General features: G+C 61.4%; 12 protein-coding genes. All 12 read left to right on the top strand.

Annotated elements, in window-relative coordinates; all coding sequences use genetic code 11:
• The 12 genes from ATK23_RS07330 (at position 1) to ATK23_RS07275 (ending at position 15258) form a co-directional block, all read left to right on the top strand.
• Positions 1–771: a cell division protein FtsL gene (locus tag ATK23_RS07330; protein ID WP_066144256.1), complete on the top strand. Its 771-nt coding sequence runs from the start codon at positions 1–3 to the stop codon at positions 769–771.
• Between the two features lie 110 nt (positions 772–881).
• On the top strand, positions 882–2660 hold the full coding sequence (locus ATK23_RS07325; RefSeq protein WP_066144508.1) for a peptidoglycan D,D-transpeptidase FtsI family protein: 1779 nt from the start codon (positions 882–884) through the stop codon (positions 2658–2660).
• Positions 2654–4246: a UDP-N-acetylmuramoyl-L-alanyl-D-glutamate--2,6-diaminopimelate ligase gene (locus tag ATK23_RS07320; protein ID WP_066144259.1), complete on the top strand. Its 1593-nt coding sequence runs from the start codon at positions 2654–2656 to the stop codon at positions 4244–4246. The genes ATK23_RS07325 and ATK23_RS07320 overlap by 7 nt, the downstream gene beginning before the upstream one ends.
• A gap of 50 nt (positions 4247–4296) precedes the next feature.
• A complete protein-coding gene (locus tag ATK23_RS07315) occupies positions 4297–5754 on the top strand; it encodes a UDP-N-acetylmuramoyl-tripeptide--D-alanyl-D-alanine ligase (protein WP_066144260.1) in 1458 nt (485 codons plus the stop codon).
• The gene (mraY, locus tag ATK23_RS07310) at positions 5751–6854 is read left to right on the top strand and encodes a phospho-N-acetylmuramoyl-pentapeptide-transferase (protein WP_038990524.1); all 1104 of its coding nucleotides are present in this window, start codon (positions 5751–5753) and stop codon (positions 6852–6854) included. The genes ATK23_RS07315 and mraY overlap by 4 nt, the downstream gene beginning before the upstream one ends.
• Positions 6836–8380: a UDP-N-acetylmuramoyl-L-alanine--D-glutamate ligase gene (gene murD / locus ATK23_RS07305; RefSeq protein WP_066144263.1), complete on the top strand. Its 1545-nt coding sequence runs from the start codon at positions 6836–6838 to the stop codon at positions 8378–8380. Before mraY ends, murD begins: the two co-directional genes overlap by 19 nt.
• 43 nt (positions 8381–8423) lie before the next feature.
• On the top strand, positions 8424–9677 hold the full coding sequence (gene ftsW / locus ATK23_RS07300) for a putative lipid II flippase FtsW (protein ID WP_066144266.1): 1254 nt from the start codon (positions 8424–8426) through the stop codon (positions 9675–9677).
• A gap of 98 nt (positions 9678–9775) precedes the next feature.
• Positions 9776–10897, top strand: a complete 1122-nt coding sequence (gene murG, locus ATK23_RS07295; RefSeq protein WP_066144269.1) for an undecaprenyldiphospho-muramoylpentapeptide beta-N-acetylglucosaminyltransferase — start codon at positions 9776–9778, stop codon at positions 10895–10897.
• A gap of 4 nt (positions 10898–10901) precedes the next feature.
• Complete coding sequence (gene murC, locus ATK23_RS07290) at positions 10902–12299, top strand: UDP-N-acetylmuramate--L-alanine ligase (protein ID WP_066144272.1); 1398 nt, start codon at positions 10902–10904, stop codon at positions 12297–12299.
• A 62-nt stretch (positions 12300–12361) separates the two neighbouring features.
• Positions 12362–13096, top strand: coding sequence for a cell division protein FtsQ/DivIB (locus ATK23_RS07285; protein ID WP_066144275.1), 735 nt, complete (start codon positions 12362–12364; stop codon positions 13094–13096).
• A 219-nt stretch (positions 13097–13315) separates the two neighbouring features.
• The gene (ftsZ, locus tag ATK23_RS07280) at positions 13316–14515 is read left to right on the top strand and encodes a cell division protein FtsZ (RefSeq protein ID WP_066144278.1); all 1200 of its coding nucleotides are present in this window, start codon (positions 13316–13318) and stop codon (positions 14513–14515) included.
• Positions 14516–14535: 20 nt separating this feature from the next.
• The gene (locus tag ATK23_RS07275; RefSeq protein WP_066144281.1) at positions 14536–15258 is read left to right on the top strand and encodes a purine nucleoside phosphorylase YfiH/LACC1 family protein; all 723 of its coding nucleotides are present in this window, start codon (positions 14536–14538) and stop codon (positions 15256–15258) included.
• Positions 15259–15286: the final 28 nt, after the last annotated feature.

Here is a 15286-nt window from a genome sequence, read left to right as displayed (position 1 = left end):
ATGAGCCAACGAGCCCAGCGCCGCGTGCAGAAGACCGCAGCCGTGAACAGCCAGCCGGTTGTCGACGGTAACACTGCGCGTGTAATGCGACCCGAGCCCGTCCCAGCTAGCAACCTGCCTAAAAGGGATTCGCGCCAGCGCGTAACGCTTTCGCTGGTTCCCAAAATGAACGAGACCAACAAGCGCTCCATGTTCACCATGTCTGCGGTGCTGATCTTCTTGGCCTTCAGCGTGATCGTCACGCTGGTGCTGCTCAATACTTCGGTAGCTCAGCGCCAGTACGACATTGTGAACTTGCGATCGCAGGAACGAGCACTCTCCCAAGAGAATCAGGCGCTGCTGAAGGAAGCACAGTCTTTGGCAGCACCGCAGGCGCTGGCCGCAAAGGCAAAGGACCTCGGCTTGGTTTCACCAGGCGCTCCAGGGTTGATCAGCCTCTCCGAGGGCAAGGTTACCCAGGACGCTGAGAAGGCCGTCAAGGCCAAGAACAGCAAGCAGGAATATGGAACTATTCCGCTGCCAGGCGACAGCATCCGCAAGGGCGAAAGCAAAACCGATGCCAACGCATCAAACACGCCGAAGACCACTGTGGGTAAAGCCTCAGCAGATTCACAGAAGGAATCAGGAGCGACTGATGGTTCCAAGGAACCTGAGGTGAAGGCCGAGAAAACCGAACGTGAAATCGACAAGGACGGCCGCCCAGTGTTCCAGGACACTGAGCTAAATGGGGGCACGATCCCTGCACCAAGCATCAAATCCCCAGCAGAGTAGCCAGCTCTTTCTAAGCTAGATACAGGTGGCCGCCGCTGCTGGAAAACCGCGCTGAGGGAAAGTTAGGTTCTTTTGTGAGCTCGACCGCAATCGACACTGCAAAAAAGCGAATGCGCTTAGTGCTGATCCTCTCCGTGGTTTTGCTGCTGGTGATCCTCGGGCGGCTTGTCTGGGTTCAGGGCATCAACTCGGCAACCATTGCCAACGCCGCGCAAGAGAATCGCGAACGCGTAGAAACCATTGCGCCCAATCGCGGATCCATTGAAGACCGTAATGGCACCACGCTCGCTGTCTCCGTGGACCGCTACGATCTGGTCATCGACCAGCGCAAGCAGGGCGAGACCATTCGCCGCGCAAAGCGGGACGGCACCAACGGTCAAGAACGCATTACATGGGACCAGGCCATTGATGAACTAGCCGAAACCCTGGACCAAGACCGCGAGGAACTGGCCAACAAGGTGCGTCCGCAGGGGGACGCCGAGCCGAAAGGCTACGTCGTACTGGCCAAGAGCGTGACCCCGGAAGTGCGCAACGAAGTCCTTGAAATTGGCATCCCGCGCCTTGCCTCTTTGCTGCGCAGCGAACGCCAATACCCGCAAGGCGTGATCGCCGGACCATTGCTGGGGTTCGTGCGCAACTCCGAAGACCAGACATCGGTGGTTGGTGCCGAAGGCCTGGAATTGAGCCAGGAAGAACACCTCGCCGGTAAGGCAGGCAGCCGCAAATACGAGATCAGCGCCGATGGCGTGCGCATTCCTGTCACCGAGGTCGAAGAAACCCCGGCCGTCGATGGGCAGGATGTCATCCTCACCATCGACTCGGACATCAACTACGTCGCCCAGCGCGCAGCGGAAAAGAAGCAGGCCGAATTCAATGCCGAATGGGTTTCCGTGGTGGTCATGGAAGTCGACACCGGCAAGATTCTGGCCATCGGCGACTCCGCGGAACTGGATCCGAACGATCCAGGCGCCACCAAGCCCGAATTCCGCCGGTCCACCTCCATCACCCGTGCCTTTGAACCGGGTTCCACCGGCAAGGCCCCGATCTTCGCTGCCGCTATCGACCAGGGCGGCGTGGATCCGCTAACCGAGATGCGCGTGCCGCACAAGAAGACGTTCACCAAGGAAACCATCAACGACTCCTTGGAACACCCGACGTACGACATGACCGTTTCGGGCATCTTTGCCCGCTCCTACAACACCGGTACCGTGATGGTCGGCAACACGATGAGCAAGCAGACCCGCTACGACTACATGCGTGCTTTCGGATTGGGTTCGCCCATCCGCGTAGGGCTCAACGGCGCCAGCGCTGGTCAGCTCGCCCATCACGAGAACTGGGACCGGCGCCAGCAGTACACCACCATGTTCGGCCAGGGCTATTCGCAGACCGTGCTGCACACCGCCTCGATTTTCCAGACCTTGGCCAACGAAGGCGTTCGGCTTTCACCGAGCCTGATTGAGGGCTACCGGAACGAAGATGGTTCGATCACCAAGATTCCGGCGCCTGAAAAGAAGCGCGTGGTCAAGAAGAGCACAGCTGAGGAAATGCTCAAGCTCATGGAATCGGTGGTGGACCACGGCACCGGCTACAAAGAGCGCATTCCCGGGTACCGAGTGGGCGGCAAGACCGGTACCGGCCAGGCGGCAAGCGCCAAGGGCTATGACGGATATACTTATTCCTTTGCGGGTGTTGCCCCGTTAGAGGATCCGCAGTTCGTGGTCGTGGCAACAATGTACCGTCCAAAGGGCAACTGGAAAGACTTCTCGGTAGCGGACACGTTTACCGATGTCATGAGCCATACTCTCAATACATTCAATGTGCCGCCGAGCACGACTAAATCAGAGGCGTACGACGTCTTTGTAGGTGAGGATCAGAAGAAATCTTGGTAGTCCAGAACCCCGACACTCCGCGTGAGCTAGAACGGTACCTACGCCCGGACAGCACCGCCGGCATTGGCTTCGACCAGCTCTGCGGAACAGCAGGTGCGGTGCGAATTGGAGCATTGCTCAACGCCGCTCCGCAAATTCTCGGTGTCAGCCTCAACCCGCAGATCGTCCAGCCAGGAGACGTCTTCCTCGGCATCTCCGGCGCCAAGCGCCACGGAGCCGAATTCGTCGACACCGCAATCGGCAACGGCGCAGTGGCGATGATCACCGATACCGCCGGGCTCGAATTCCTCGGCGATGATCTCGCAATCCCGGTGGCTGTCGTGGCCGACGTCCGCAAATCCGCCGCAGTGATCGCGCAGGCCGTCTACGGAACGGACCAGCACAGTCCGAAGCTGTTCGCCGTGACCGGCACCAACGGCAAGACGACCACCACCTTCATGATCCGCGCAATCCTGGATGCCCTGGGCGAAGAAACCGGCTTGATCGGCACCATCGAGATGTCTGCCCGCGGGCAGATCATCCCCAGCGTGCTGACTACCCCGGAATCCACCCAGCTGCACGGGGTGCTTTCGCGCATGGCCCAGCAGGAAGTGGCTTCGGTGGCCATGGAGGTCTCCAGCCACTCGTTGAGCTACGGACGGGTCGATGCCCTGCGCTTCGCCGTGTCCGGATACACTAACTTGACGCAGGACCACTTGGACCTGCACGGCACGATGGACGAGTACTTCGAAACCAAGGCCGAACTGTTCACCGCCGAACGCTCCGATCGCGCCGTGGTCATGGTCGATGACGAATACGGCCAGCGTCTGGCCGATCGAGCCCTGGTGCCCACCGAAACACTGAGCCTTGATGGCGATCATGCCACGGCGCACTGGCGGGTCACCGAGCTGGAGCACTGCGGCCTGGGCCACAGCTTCACCCTGGTCCACCGCGACGGGCGCCAGCTGCGGACCCGTACGCTGCTGCCAGGCATGTTCAACGTCGCCAACGGTGCCCTAGCGGCCCTGATGGTGCTCGCTGGCGGCGCAGACCTCGACGCCTTGCAGCGTGCCCTGGATTCCAAGGACCCGCTGTCGGTCGCCGTTCCAGGACGCATGCAGGTCGTAGGCGAGTCACCGGTCGCCGTTGTCGACTTTGCCCACAATTCAGATGCCCTGGCCAAGGCCTTGGATTCCATCCGCCCGGGGGAGCAGGGCCGTCGCATCGTTGTCTTCGGCGCCACCGGAGAACGCGATAAGACCAAGCGCCCGGATATGGGAGCGGTAGCGGCCCGTCATGCCGATATCGTGATTGTCACCGACGACGATCCCCATGGCGAAGACCCGGCGCCGATCCGCGACCAGGTTGCCTCTGGCGCACAGCACGTGCTCGAATCCGAGCGTCCGCAGGTGCAGCTGTTCAACATCGCGCCACGCGCCAAAGCCGTAGAGTTCGCTGTGAGTTTGGCCGGTGCCAACGATGCGATTCTGGTGGCCGGGCGCGGACATGAAGTCAGCCAAGACGTCGCGGGAATTGACGTGGACCTGGATGATCGGGTGGAACTGGCGAACGCACTGAATCTTCATGGATTTGTGACCAAATCCTAGAACGTACAAGACCACTATCGCCACCGCTCAAGTGTAAAGTCCTTATTGCCATGATTGAACTGTCTCTGACCGACCTGCTGGACATCACCGGAGGAAAGGCGACTGCCACAGCCGCCTCCGACACGGTGATCACTTCCGTGACCACTGACTCGCGCGAAGTCGTCCCGGGTGCCTTATTTGTTGCCAAGCCCGGAAAATTCTCCGACGGGCACGCCTTTATCGACCGTGCACGCGCCGCCGGCGCCGTGCTGGCCCTAGCCGAACGCTTGACCTATGACGAAGACCGCAGGGAGCACCCGGCGGTCATCGTTGACGATGCGGTGGAAGCGATGGGCAAAATCGCCGCCCGCATCGTTGCGCATCTCAAGGAAAAGAACGACGCCAAGGTCGTGGGAATCACCGGCTCGGCCGGCAAGACCACCACCAAGGACCTGCTCGCAGGCATCTTGTCGCAGGTGGCGCCGACCGTGTCGCCCATTGGCTCCTACAACGGCGAAGTCGGCGTACCGCTGACGGTTTTCAACGCCACCGAAGAGACCAAGTATTTGGTAATCGAGATGGGTGCTACCGGCATCGGCCACCTGACCTACCTCACCGATATGGTGCATCCCCAGGTCGGCGTCGTATTGTGCGTCGGCACCGCGCACGCCGGCGAATTCGGCGGGGTGGAGAACATCGAGAAGGCCAAGGGCGAGCTGGTAGAGGCGCTGGACGTCGACGGCATCGCCATCCTGAATGCCGAAGACCCTCGCGTGGCCCGCATGGACTCGCGTTCCGGGGGAGCAGTGCGCTTCTTCGGCACCGGAAGCAGCAAGCCGGTGAACGCTGGAGTCTGGGCCACCGACGTTGCCGTGAACAAGCACGGGCAGCCAGAACTCACCCTTGAGTTCCCCGGCGGCTTCAGCAAGCGGATCACCTCGGGCCTCTTGGGCCGCCATCATGTCACCAACATCCTCGCCGCGGCCAACGCAGCACTGGCGCTGGATGTTGCCCCGGAGCTGATCTGCGCCGGCCTCGAAGGCCGAGCCGCTGGCAGCCGCTGGCGGATGGAACGCATCGAGCGCCCTGACGGCGTGAGCATCATCAACGACGCCTACAACGCGAACCCCGAATCAATGCGTGCCGCGCTGGTGACCCTGGCCGAATTGGGCCTGGGCGCCGACGGAGCACCAGGCCGGCGCACCTGGGCGGTGCTGGGCGAAATGCTGGAACTGGGAGATGACAGCATCCACCAGCACGACCTGCTGGGCCGCATGGCAGTTCGCATGAACATCAAGAAACTTGTAGTGGTAGGCCGCGGGGCCAAGCCCGCCTACAACTCCGCTGTGCTCGAAGGCAGCTGGGGCGACGAGGCCTACTACGTGGAAGACGTGGATGAAGCCCGCGCATTGCTGCAGGAACAGCTGCAGCCGGGTGATATCGCGTTGTTCAAATCGTCCAATGGGGCAGGCCTGCGTTTCCTCGGCGACGAGATCGCGGCATTCGCGAAGGAAGGCGATAACGCATGATCGCATTGATCCTGGGGGCAGGCATTGCCCTCGTGCTGACCATGGTGGCCATGCCGCTGTACATCCGCCTGCTCACCAAGAAGCAGTACGGCCAGGTCGTCCGCGATGACGGGCCGAACTCGCACGCCATCAAGTCCGGCACCCCCACCATGGGCGGGGTGGTCTTCGTGCTGGCCGTGTTCGTGGCGTACTTCGCCACCCATGGCATCCTTTCGCTGATGGGGCGCACCTCGTCGGGAATCACCGCCAGCGGCCTGCTGGTGCTGATGCTCTTCGGCGGCATGGGCCTGGTCGGCTTCCTCGATGACTTCATCAAGATCTTCAAGAAGCGGTCATTGGGCCTGCGCGCTTGGCAGAAGATCGTCCTGCAGGCTTTCTTCGGCATCAGCTTCGCCGTGCTGGCCTTGCAGTTCCCGAACGAGCAGGGCCTGACCCCCGGCTCCACCGCGATTTCCTTCCTGCGCGACACCAACATCGACCTGGCATTTGCCGGGCCGCTGCTGGGCATGGTGCTGTTCGTGCTCTGGGCAAACTTCATTGTTACCGGCGCCACCAATGGCGTGAACCTCACCGACGGCCTGGACGGGCTGGCTACCGGTGCCTCGATCATGGTCTTCGGTGCGTACACCCTGATGGGCATCTGGCAGCAGAACCAGGCCTGCAGCAACATCGACTCGCTGGATGTCTGCTACTCGGTGCGCGACCCGCAGGATCTCGCGCTGCTGGGAGCCACGCTCTCCGGTGCGCTGATCGCCTTCCTCTGGTTCAATGCCAAGCCGGCAAAGATCTTCATGGGCGACACCGGCTCGCTGGCCATTGGCGGCGCCGTGGCGGCCTTCGCGATCCTCTCGCGCACCCAGCTGCTGCTGGTGGTCATCGCCGGCCTGTTCGTGATCATCTCCCTGTCGGTCATCATCCAGGTGGGCTACTTCAAGATTTCGGGCGGCAAGCGCGTGTTCAAGATGGCACCGCTGCAGCACCACTTCGAGCTCTCGGGCTGGTCCGAGGAAAACGTCGTTATCCGATTCTGGATCCTTGCCGGCCTGTTCGTGGCCGCGGGCCTGGGTCTCTTCTACTCTGAATGGGTTGTCGCACTGTGAGCGCAAACGCTGGCAAATCACTGGACTCGCTGAACAGCTGGGATGCTGATTGGAAAGGCCTGCGTGTTGTCGTCGCAGGATTGGGGCTCTCCGGATTCTCGTCAGCCGATACCCTCATCGAACTCGGCGCCATTGTCACCGTGATCGATGGCCGTGACGACCAAATGAACCAGCAGCGCGCCGAGACCCTGAAGATCGTCGGCGCCCACGAGGTGCTGCTCGGCACCGCCAACGTCCAGTCCCTGCCGCTGGTCGATGGCCAGCAGGCCCAGCTGGTGATGGTTTCCCCGGGCTGGAACCCCCGCAACCCGGTCATCGCGGAAGCAGAGTCCAAAGGCATCGAGATCTGGAGCGATATCGAGTTGGCATGGCGCGTGCAGAACCGTGCCGGCCACACAGCGCCGCGGTGGCTGGCCATCACCGGCACCAACGGCAAGACCACCACCGTGGGCATGACCGAAGCGATCCTGCGTGCCGAGGGGCTGAAAGCCGTCGCCGTCGGCAATGTCGGCACCCCGATCCTCGATGCGGTGCGCGAACCGGTGGACTACGACGTGTTCGCCGTCGAGCTCTCCAGCTTCCAGCTGCATTACACGCACAGCATCTCGCCGGTCGCCTCGGTGGTCCTGAATCTGGCCGAAGACCACGTGGACTGGCATGGCGGTTTCGAGAACTACAAGGCCGCCAAGGCGAAGATCTACGAACGCACCCAGGTGGCGGCGATCTTCAACGCGGCTGACGAGGTCACCATCACCATGGTGGAAAATGCTGACGTCATCGAAGGCTGCCGTGCCATCGGCTTCACGACAGATACCCCCGCGGTGTCGATGGTGGGCGTTGTCGAGGGCCTGCTGGTGGACCGCGCCTTCATCGAAGAGCGCAAGACCAGTGCGGTGGAACTCATCGCGCTGAAGGACATCGGCGAGATTGTTCCGCGCCATACCGCCGCCAACGCCGCCGCCGCCGCGGCGCTGACCCGCGCCTACGGCGTGAGCCCGGAAGCAGTAGCTGAGGGCTTGAAGAACTTCGACTCCGGAGACCACCGGATCCAGGCCGTGGCCCGCAAGGACGACATCCTGTGGATCAATGACTCCAAGGCCACTAACCCGCACGCGGCCGACGCTTCGCTGGCGGCCTTCACCCGTGTTGTGTGGATCGCCGGCGGAGTGTCCAAGGGCGTGGAATACGGGGAGCTGATCGCCAAGCATGCCCAGCGCCTGGCCAAGGTGCTGCTCATCGGCACCGACACCGCGGGCCTGCGCGAAGCGCTGGCCACTCACGCACCAAAGGTCGAAGTCATCGACATCACCGGCGAGACACAGGGCAACGACGGATCAGCCCCTAGCGGTGCGCAGGTCATGACCCGTGCGGTGTCCAAGGCCGCCGAAGTTGCCGAGGCAGGGGACACGGTGCTCATGGCACCGGCCGCGGCCTCGATGGACCAATTCAGTTCCTACGCCCAGCGTGGCAACGCATTTATCGCTGCCGTCAGTGATCTGATGGATAAAGCTGGCGAAGAGAAGTAGTCGAGAGCTGACCGAACAAACGAAACCAAGGCAGGAGGCACCGATGGCGATGAAATCGAGCAAGAAGCCAGCGGGATCCAAAGCCAAGATTCCTTGGTACGCGCGAATCGGCAAAATACTCAGCACCGTGGAGAACTCCAGCGGGCGCATGGCCTCCACCGACTACTGGCTGGTGCTCGTGGGTTCCATCGCGCTGGCAGTCTTCGGCGTGATCATGGTCCAGTCATCGGCATCGGTGGAAGCGATCGCCAAAGGCCGGGACGGCTTCACCGTGGCACTGGCCCAGGGCGGCTTCGCCGCGCTGGGCATTGTCTGCATGCTGATCATGCAGCGCATCAAGCCGGAAGTGCTGAAACGGCTGGCGTGGCCCTCCGTGATCGCGGCGTTCATCCTGCTATTCCTCGTCGCATTCACGCCACTTGGCCACACGGTACTCGGCAACCGGAACTGGATCCGCATCGGCGGCTTCGGCTTGCAGCCCAGCGAGTTCGCCAAACTCGCCTTGGCAGTATTCGCTGCATTCATGCTGGAAAAGAAGCAGCACATGCTTCACGACATCAAGCACCTGATCGTCCCCGTCGTGGCTCCGGTTGGCGTCCTCATCGTTGGCCTCGTAGTGGTCGGCAAGGATGTGGGTACCGCCCTGGTCCTGTTGATGATCATTGCCGCGGCGATGTTCCTTGGCGGCATCAGGATGAAGTGGCTCGCGGCGTTCTCCGCGGTTGGCGTCGCGGGCTTGTCCATAGCGATCCTGGCTTCGTCCAACCGCCGGCAGCGCATCCTCGCCTGGCTAGATACCGATTGCGGTCCGAGCAATGACCTTTGCTACCAGGCCAGCATGGGCCTGCATGCCTTCGCCTCTGGCGGTTGGTTCGGCGTGGGTGCCGGCCAGTCCCGCATGAAGTGGTCCTATGTCCCCGAAGCGCAGAACGACTTCATCTTCTCCATCCTGGGCGAGGAATTCGGCTTGATCGGCGTGCTCTTCGTCCTGGTCATGTTCATCCTGCTGGCCTTGGCGATGTATCGCATCGCTGCGCGCGCCAACGACCTGTACACCAAGGTGCTCATGGGCTGCTTGATGTCATGGGTAATCGGCCAGACCTTCGTCAACCTGGGTACCGTCACCGGAGTGCTTCCGGTGATCGGTGTTCCGCTGCCGTTCATTTCCTCCGGCGGCTCGGCAATGCTCGCGATCATGCTTGCCATGGGGTTTGTCCTCTCTTCAGCCAGAGCGCAGAAACGTGAATTCGAAGCGAAGCTGGAAGAGAAGCCGGCCAAGAGCAAGAAAACCAAATAGCGGGCCGCAACCGGCCGTTATCAGAAGCAGAGACCCATCGCCGGATATGCGGTGGACATTGATCCTGCCCCAGGCAGGTCGAAGGAGTACAGCAACAAATGAGCGAAGCACTTCGCCTAGTGGTCGCCGGCGGCGGAACAGCCGGGCATATCTCGCCCATGCTGGCCATCGCTGATGCCGTGAAGACCGAGCAGCCTGACGCACAGGTCACTGCCCTGGGATCTCCCGGAGGCCTGGAAACGAAGCTGGTGCCTGAAGCCGGCTACCCGTTGGAATTCGTTCCGAAGGCACCGATGCCGCGAAGCATCAACGCCGATCTGCTCAAGTTCCCATTTCGTTTCATCACGGCAGTCAATAACGCCAAGAAGGTTCTGCGCGCCACCAAGGCCGAAGCGGTTCTGGGCGTAGGAGGATACGTCTGCACTCCGGCCTACCTGGCCGCGAAGCAGCTGAAGCTGCCGATCTTCGTGCACGAGGCGAACTCCGTTGCGGGCATGGCCAACAAGCTGGGCGCAAAGAACGCTGCATTTGTCGGAACCACCTTCGCCAACACAGGACTGCCCGGCGAGGTGCAGGTAGGCATGCCGATGCGCTCCAACGTGGCGACCATGGTCAAGGCGGAATTGCGCGAAGCAGCCCGCGAGCACTTCGGTGTCACCGGCGAGAAGCCAGTGCTGCTGGTTACCGGTGGATCTTCCGGAGCGCAGAGCATCAACACAGCCATTGCGCAGTCCCTTGACGAGCTCGACGCAGCTGGCATCCACACCATCCACATCACCGGACGCGACAAGCAGGTTCGCGATGCCACCGGCGAGCAGCTCGTCCATGAAGGATACACCCAGATCGAATACGTGGATCGCATGGACTACGCGTACGCAGTCGCGGATTTGATGATCTGCCGCTCCGGTGCAGGCACCGTCTGCGAATTGGCCGTCGCCGGTACCGCCTCGGTTTTGGTCCCGCTGCCTATCGGCAATGGCGAGCAGAAGCTCAACGCCCGTGAACTGGTAGCCGCCGGGGGAGCGGTCCTGGTTTCTGACGCCGAATTCACAAAGTCCTATATCACCGAAAATGTCATCAATCTGCTGGCCGATCAGCATAAACTTGAAAAGATGTCTCACGCCGCCGCCTCACTGGGGCAGCGCGACGCCGCGCAGATCATGGCGCGACGGATTATTGAAGAAGTTTCAACCCGCCGCCGTGCGGGTCAGGAAGGCTAGAACCATGGCACTGCGAGCCGACGAACTGAACTCCGATCTGGGCAAGGTGCACCTGATGGGTGTAGGCGGGGTTGGCGTATCAGCGGTTGCACGGCTGATGCTCGACTACGGACTGACCGTCTCCGGAACCGATGCCAAGGATCTGCCGGTGCTCGACGGGCTGCGCGAGCGAGGAGCACGCATCCATGTAGGCTACGATGCCGCGAACCTGGGTGACGCTGACACCGTGGTGATTTCCTCGATCATCAAAGCAGGCAATCCGGAATACGATGAAGCCGTGCGTCGCGGACTGCGCATCCTGCACCGCTCCGAAGGCCTGGAAGCAACGATGCGCGGCCACGAGAAGATCGTGGCCATCGCCGGCACCCACGGCAAGACCACCACCACTTCGCTGACCGCGCACATGCTCAAGACCATCGGCGCACGTCCAAGCTTCGCGGTAGGCGCGAACATTCCAAGCCTGGGCACCAACGCCGAACTCGGTGCCGGATCCTACTTTGTGGCGGAAGCCGACGAATCCGACGCCTCCTTCCTCAACTACCGGCCGGACGTCATCATCGTGACCAACGTAGAGGCCGATCACCTGGACCACTACGGCACTGCTGAAGCGGTGCACCAGGCCTTCGTCGACTTCGCTCGGCTGCTGCCAGCCGACGGCCTGCTGATCTGCTGCGCCGACGATGAAGGAGCCAATGCCTTGGCGCACAAGATGCGCGCAGAGCGCCCGGATATCCGGGTCCAGTCCTATGGCTTCAGTGAACATGCCGACCGCAGGCTGTCCGACGCCCGCGCCACCGACGATGGCCGGTTCACCGCGACCGTCGAATGGGGCAGCGGACAGAGCCGGATCATGGACCTGGCAGTGCCCGGCCAGCACAATTTGCTCAACGCGGCCGCTGCGCTGTCAGTCGGCATCGACGCAGGCGTGGACGTCGACGAAGCGCTGCAGGCGCTCTCCAGCTTTTCCGGTGCAGCCCGTCGGTTCGAATTCAAGGGAGAGGCTGCTGGTGTCCGGGTCTACGACGACTATGCGCACCACCCAACCGAAGTGCAGGCTGCTTTGACTGCAGGTCGCACCGTGGCAGGCAACGGCCGGCTGCACGTTGTTTTCCAGCCGCACCTGTTCAGCCGCACCCAGGAGTTCTACCGCCAATTTGCGCAGGCCTTGTCCTTGGCTGATTCGGTAGCCGTGCTGGATATCTATCCGGCACGTGAAGAGCCGATCGAAGGGGTAACCAGCGAATTGATTGCCTCGCGCATCGAAGTCCCGTCGCAGGTTCTGGTGCCGGCAGCCGCGGTTGCGCATGCGGTTGAGCAGGCCGAGCCGGGCGATGTCATCATGACCATTGGCGCTGGAGATGTTACCGCGCTGGGCCCAGACATCGTGAAGTCCCTGAGCTGACAACTTCCGTCCAGAGTCCCGGGCCGCAGTGATCGGCCCCATTCCGTCTACCAAGGTGATCCATGGGTGAAGCAGCAAAAGTCGTAGAACTTCCGGAGAACCCGGAGAAGAAGCGGCGCAAGATCCTGATTATTGTCGCGGCCTGCATTGTCGTGCTCAGCCTCGCTGCAGTTCTGATCTTGAGCTTCTCGCCGGTGATCGCTGCCAAGAAGATTGAAGTCGCTGGCACCAAGCTGGTGGATTCCAAGAAGTTGGGGGAGTCCCTGGAACCGCTGAAGGGCACCCCGCTGCCGCGGATCTCCGAAGCCAAGGTCCAGGAGCTCATCGGAGACCAGCCCGCCATCGATGAGATCGTAGTCAAGGCGCAGATGCCCAATACCTTGGTGGTGGAGGTGATCGAAGCCGTCCCGGTGGCGATCTTGCTGGAGGGCAAGAAGGAATACCTGGTTTCCGAGACAGGCAAGAAGCTTCGCACCGTCGGCAAGAAGGACAAGGACAAGCTTCCCAAGATTAAGGCCAGTGACGTCACTGCCGATGCTGAGCAGTTTGAGCTGCTGACCGGTATCTTGAGCACGGTTGACAAGAAAGTGCTCGAAGAAGTGTCAACCGCATCGCTGTCCAAGGCCGGCTTTGCCGAATTGGCATTACCGAAGAACCGCACGTTGATTTGGGGAGACGCGAAGAAGGCGGCCCTGAAAAATGAAGTTGCACTGATTTTCTTGAAAGAGCTCGAGAAAAAGCATGCGGCCAAGACGACGATCGACGTCACCAACCCGGAAAATCCCGTGGTGTATTAAGTCGCGGCGCTCTGGGCGCGGGAAGACCAATAAGCCAAGAAATTCTGGAAAGATAGTCTTGAATAAGCGACACGCCTAGGCGGTCGTTGCAGAAAGACCACTCGACTCATAGCGTTTCTAATAACGACAGCTTGACAGATTCTTAACCTTAAGGCTAAAGGTTAAGGTTTTTGGCTGGAGTCGTGAAATATGTAGCACATCTAACAAGGGAAGCGGGACGTGGCAGCTCCACAGAATTACCTCGCGGTCATTAAAGTCGTCGGAATCGGCGGTGGCGGTGTAAACGCAGTCAATCGAATGATCGAAGTCGGTCTCAAGGGCGTGGAATTCATCGCCATTAACACCGATGCCCAGGCTCTGCTTATGAGTGATGCCGACGTCAAACTGGACGTAGGACGCGAACTGACTCGTGGCCTGGGCGCTGGCGCCAACCCGGATGTGGGACGCCAGGCAGCAGAAGATCACGTAGAAGAAATCGAAGATGTCTTGCGCGGCGCCGACATGGTCTTCGTGACCGCCGGCGAAGGCGGCGGCACCGGTACCGGTGGCGCGCCGGTCGTGGCACGCATCGCCCGCTCGCTTGGTGCGCTGACCATCGGTGTGGTCACCCGTCCATTCACCTTCGAAGGCCGTCGTCGTGCGAACTCCGCCGAGTCGGGAATCGAAGCTCTGCGTGACGAAGTCGATACCCTCATTGTTATCCCTAACGATCGACTGCTCTCCATTTCGGACCGCAACGTATCGGTGCTGGACGCATTCCGCCAGGCAGACCAGGTTCTGCTCTCCGGTGTTCAGGGCATCACCGACTTGATCACCACCTCGGGTCTGATCAACCTCGACTTCGCCGACGTGAAGTCCGTCATGCAGGGCGCAGGCTCGGCATTGATGGGCATCGGGTCGGCGCGGGGCGAAGATCGCGCAGTGAAGGCCGCCGAATTGGCTATCGCTTCGCCATTGCTCGAAGCTTCCATCGATGGCGCCCATGGCGTTCTGCTCTCCATCCAGGGCGGCTCGGATCTCGGCCTGTTCGAAATCAACGAAGCTGCACGTCTGGTGCAGGAAGTTGCCCACCCGGAAGCCAACATCATCTTCGGTGCCGTCATCGACGACGCCCTGGGCGATGAAGCACGCGTCACCGTGATTGCTGCCGGCTTCGACGAGCCAGATGTCACCAGCAAGCCAATGGCCCCGGCCGCAGCAAAGCCAGCTGTGTCCTTGCGCCCGGCCGAACAGGTGCCAGCAAGCATTCCTGAAACCCCGGCAACGGCTCCAACCGAAGCTGCGAATCCAGCCCAGCCTGCCCAGGAGAAGCCAGCTGCCGCAGAGCAGTCCAGCTCCTTCCAGGACCTTCCAGATGTTGTCGACTCGGACCTGAACGGCTCGAACGACGACCTGGATGTCCCGGACTTCCTGAAGTAAAAACAGCAAGAAGCTGAGCAGTGCTACATTTCGCGTCGAACCTCGATCCGAGTATCCAACTGGCATTCACTTCGCAGGCCGAGGGCAACCTCGCCCTGCACGTGAACGACGATCCCCGCCTCGTGGCGGAGAACCGGGCCAGGCTGGAAGACTTGATCGGGGTTCGACGCTTCTCGCTGAACTTCATGAACCAGGTGCACTCCGCCGATGTCCATGAAGTGCAGCCGGTGCAACGCAAGTCCTGGCTGGAACCAGCAGCGCCAACTTGCGACGGCTTGCTGGACGCCACGGGTGCCCAACCCCTGGCGGTAATGGTGGCCGATTGCCTTCCGGTTCTGTTCGTTGGCCGGAACTCGCAAAGCGGGCAGACCCTGAGTGCGGCGACCCACGCTGGGCGGCGCGGTCTGCTCGACGGGATTCTGGAAAATACCGTCGAGGCCCTGAGAGCCCATGGTGCCGATGTGATGGAAGCTGTGATTGGCCCATCGATCTGCGGGCGATGCTATGAAGTTCCCGAAGATATGGCCCAGGAATCCGAGCAGTTGCGACCCGGGATTCGCACCGCGACGCGCTGGGGAACTCCGGGACTGGATCTTCCGGCGTCAGCCGAAGATGAGCTGCACGGACTCGGAGTCGATGTCCGGCAATCCGGAGTCTGCACTTTGGAAGATGAGAACTACTATTCCTACCGACGCTCAAGCCGTTCCGGACGCCTTGCCGGTCTCATCTGGACCGCTGCGTAGGCGTGCGCGACACACCGCCAATAATTGA

Source organism: Glutamicibacter nicotianae (assembly GCF_002797775.1).
Lineage (GTDB): Bacteria > Actinomycetota > Actinomycetes > Actinomycetales > Micrococcaceae > Glutamicibacter > Glutamicibacter nicotianae.
The sequence above is the reverse complement of the archived record's forward strand: the minus strand, read 5'-3'. Positions and strand labels throughout refer to the sequence as shown.

Coding starts and splice junctions, on each gene's coding strand:
- ATK23_RS07325 (WP_066144508.1), top strand. CDS start 882: ATGCGCTTAGTGCTGATCCTCTCCGTGGTTTTGCTGCTGGTGATCCTC.
- ftsW (WP_066144266.1), top strand. CDS start 8,424: ATGGCGATGAAATCGAGCAAGAAGCCAGCGGGATCCAAAGCCAAGATT.
- mraY (WP_038990524.1), top strand. CDS start 5,751: ATGATCGCATTGATCCTGGGGGCAGGCATTGCCCTCGTGCTGACCATG.
- ATK23_RS07330 (WP_066144256.1), top strand. CDS start 1: ATGAGCCAACGAGCCCAGCGCCGCGTGCAGAAGACCGCAGCCGTGAAC.
- murC (WP_066144272.1), top strand. CDS start 10,902: ATGGCACTGCGAGCCGACGAACTGAACTCCGATCTGGGCAAGGTGCAC.
- ATK23_RS07285 (WP_066144275.1), top strand. CDS start 12,362: ATGGGTGAAGCAGCAAAAGTCGTAGAACTTCCGGAGAACCCGGAGAAG.
- murG (WP_066144269.1), top strand. CDS start 9,776: ATGAGCGAAGCACTTCGCCTAGTGGTCGCCGGCGGCGGAACAGCCGGG.
- murD (WP_066144263.1), top strand. CDS start 6,836: ATGGGTTGTCGCACTGTGAGCGCAAACGCTGGCAAATCACTGGACTCG.
- ATK23_RS07315 (WP_066144260.1), top strand. CDS start 4,297: ATGATTGAACTGTCTCTGACCGACCTGCTGGACATCACCGGAGGAAAG.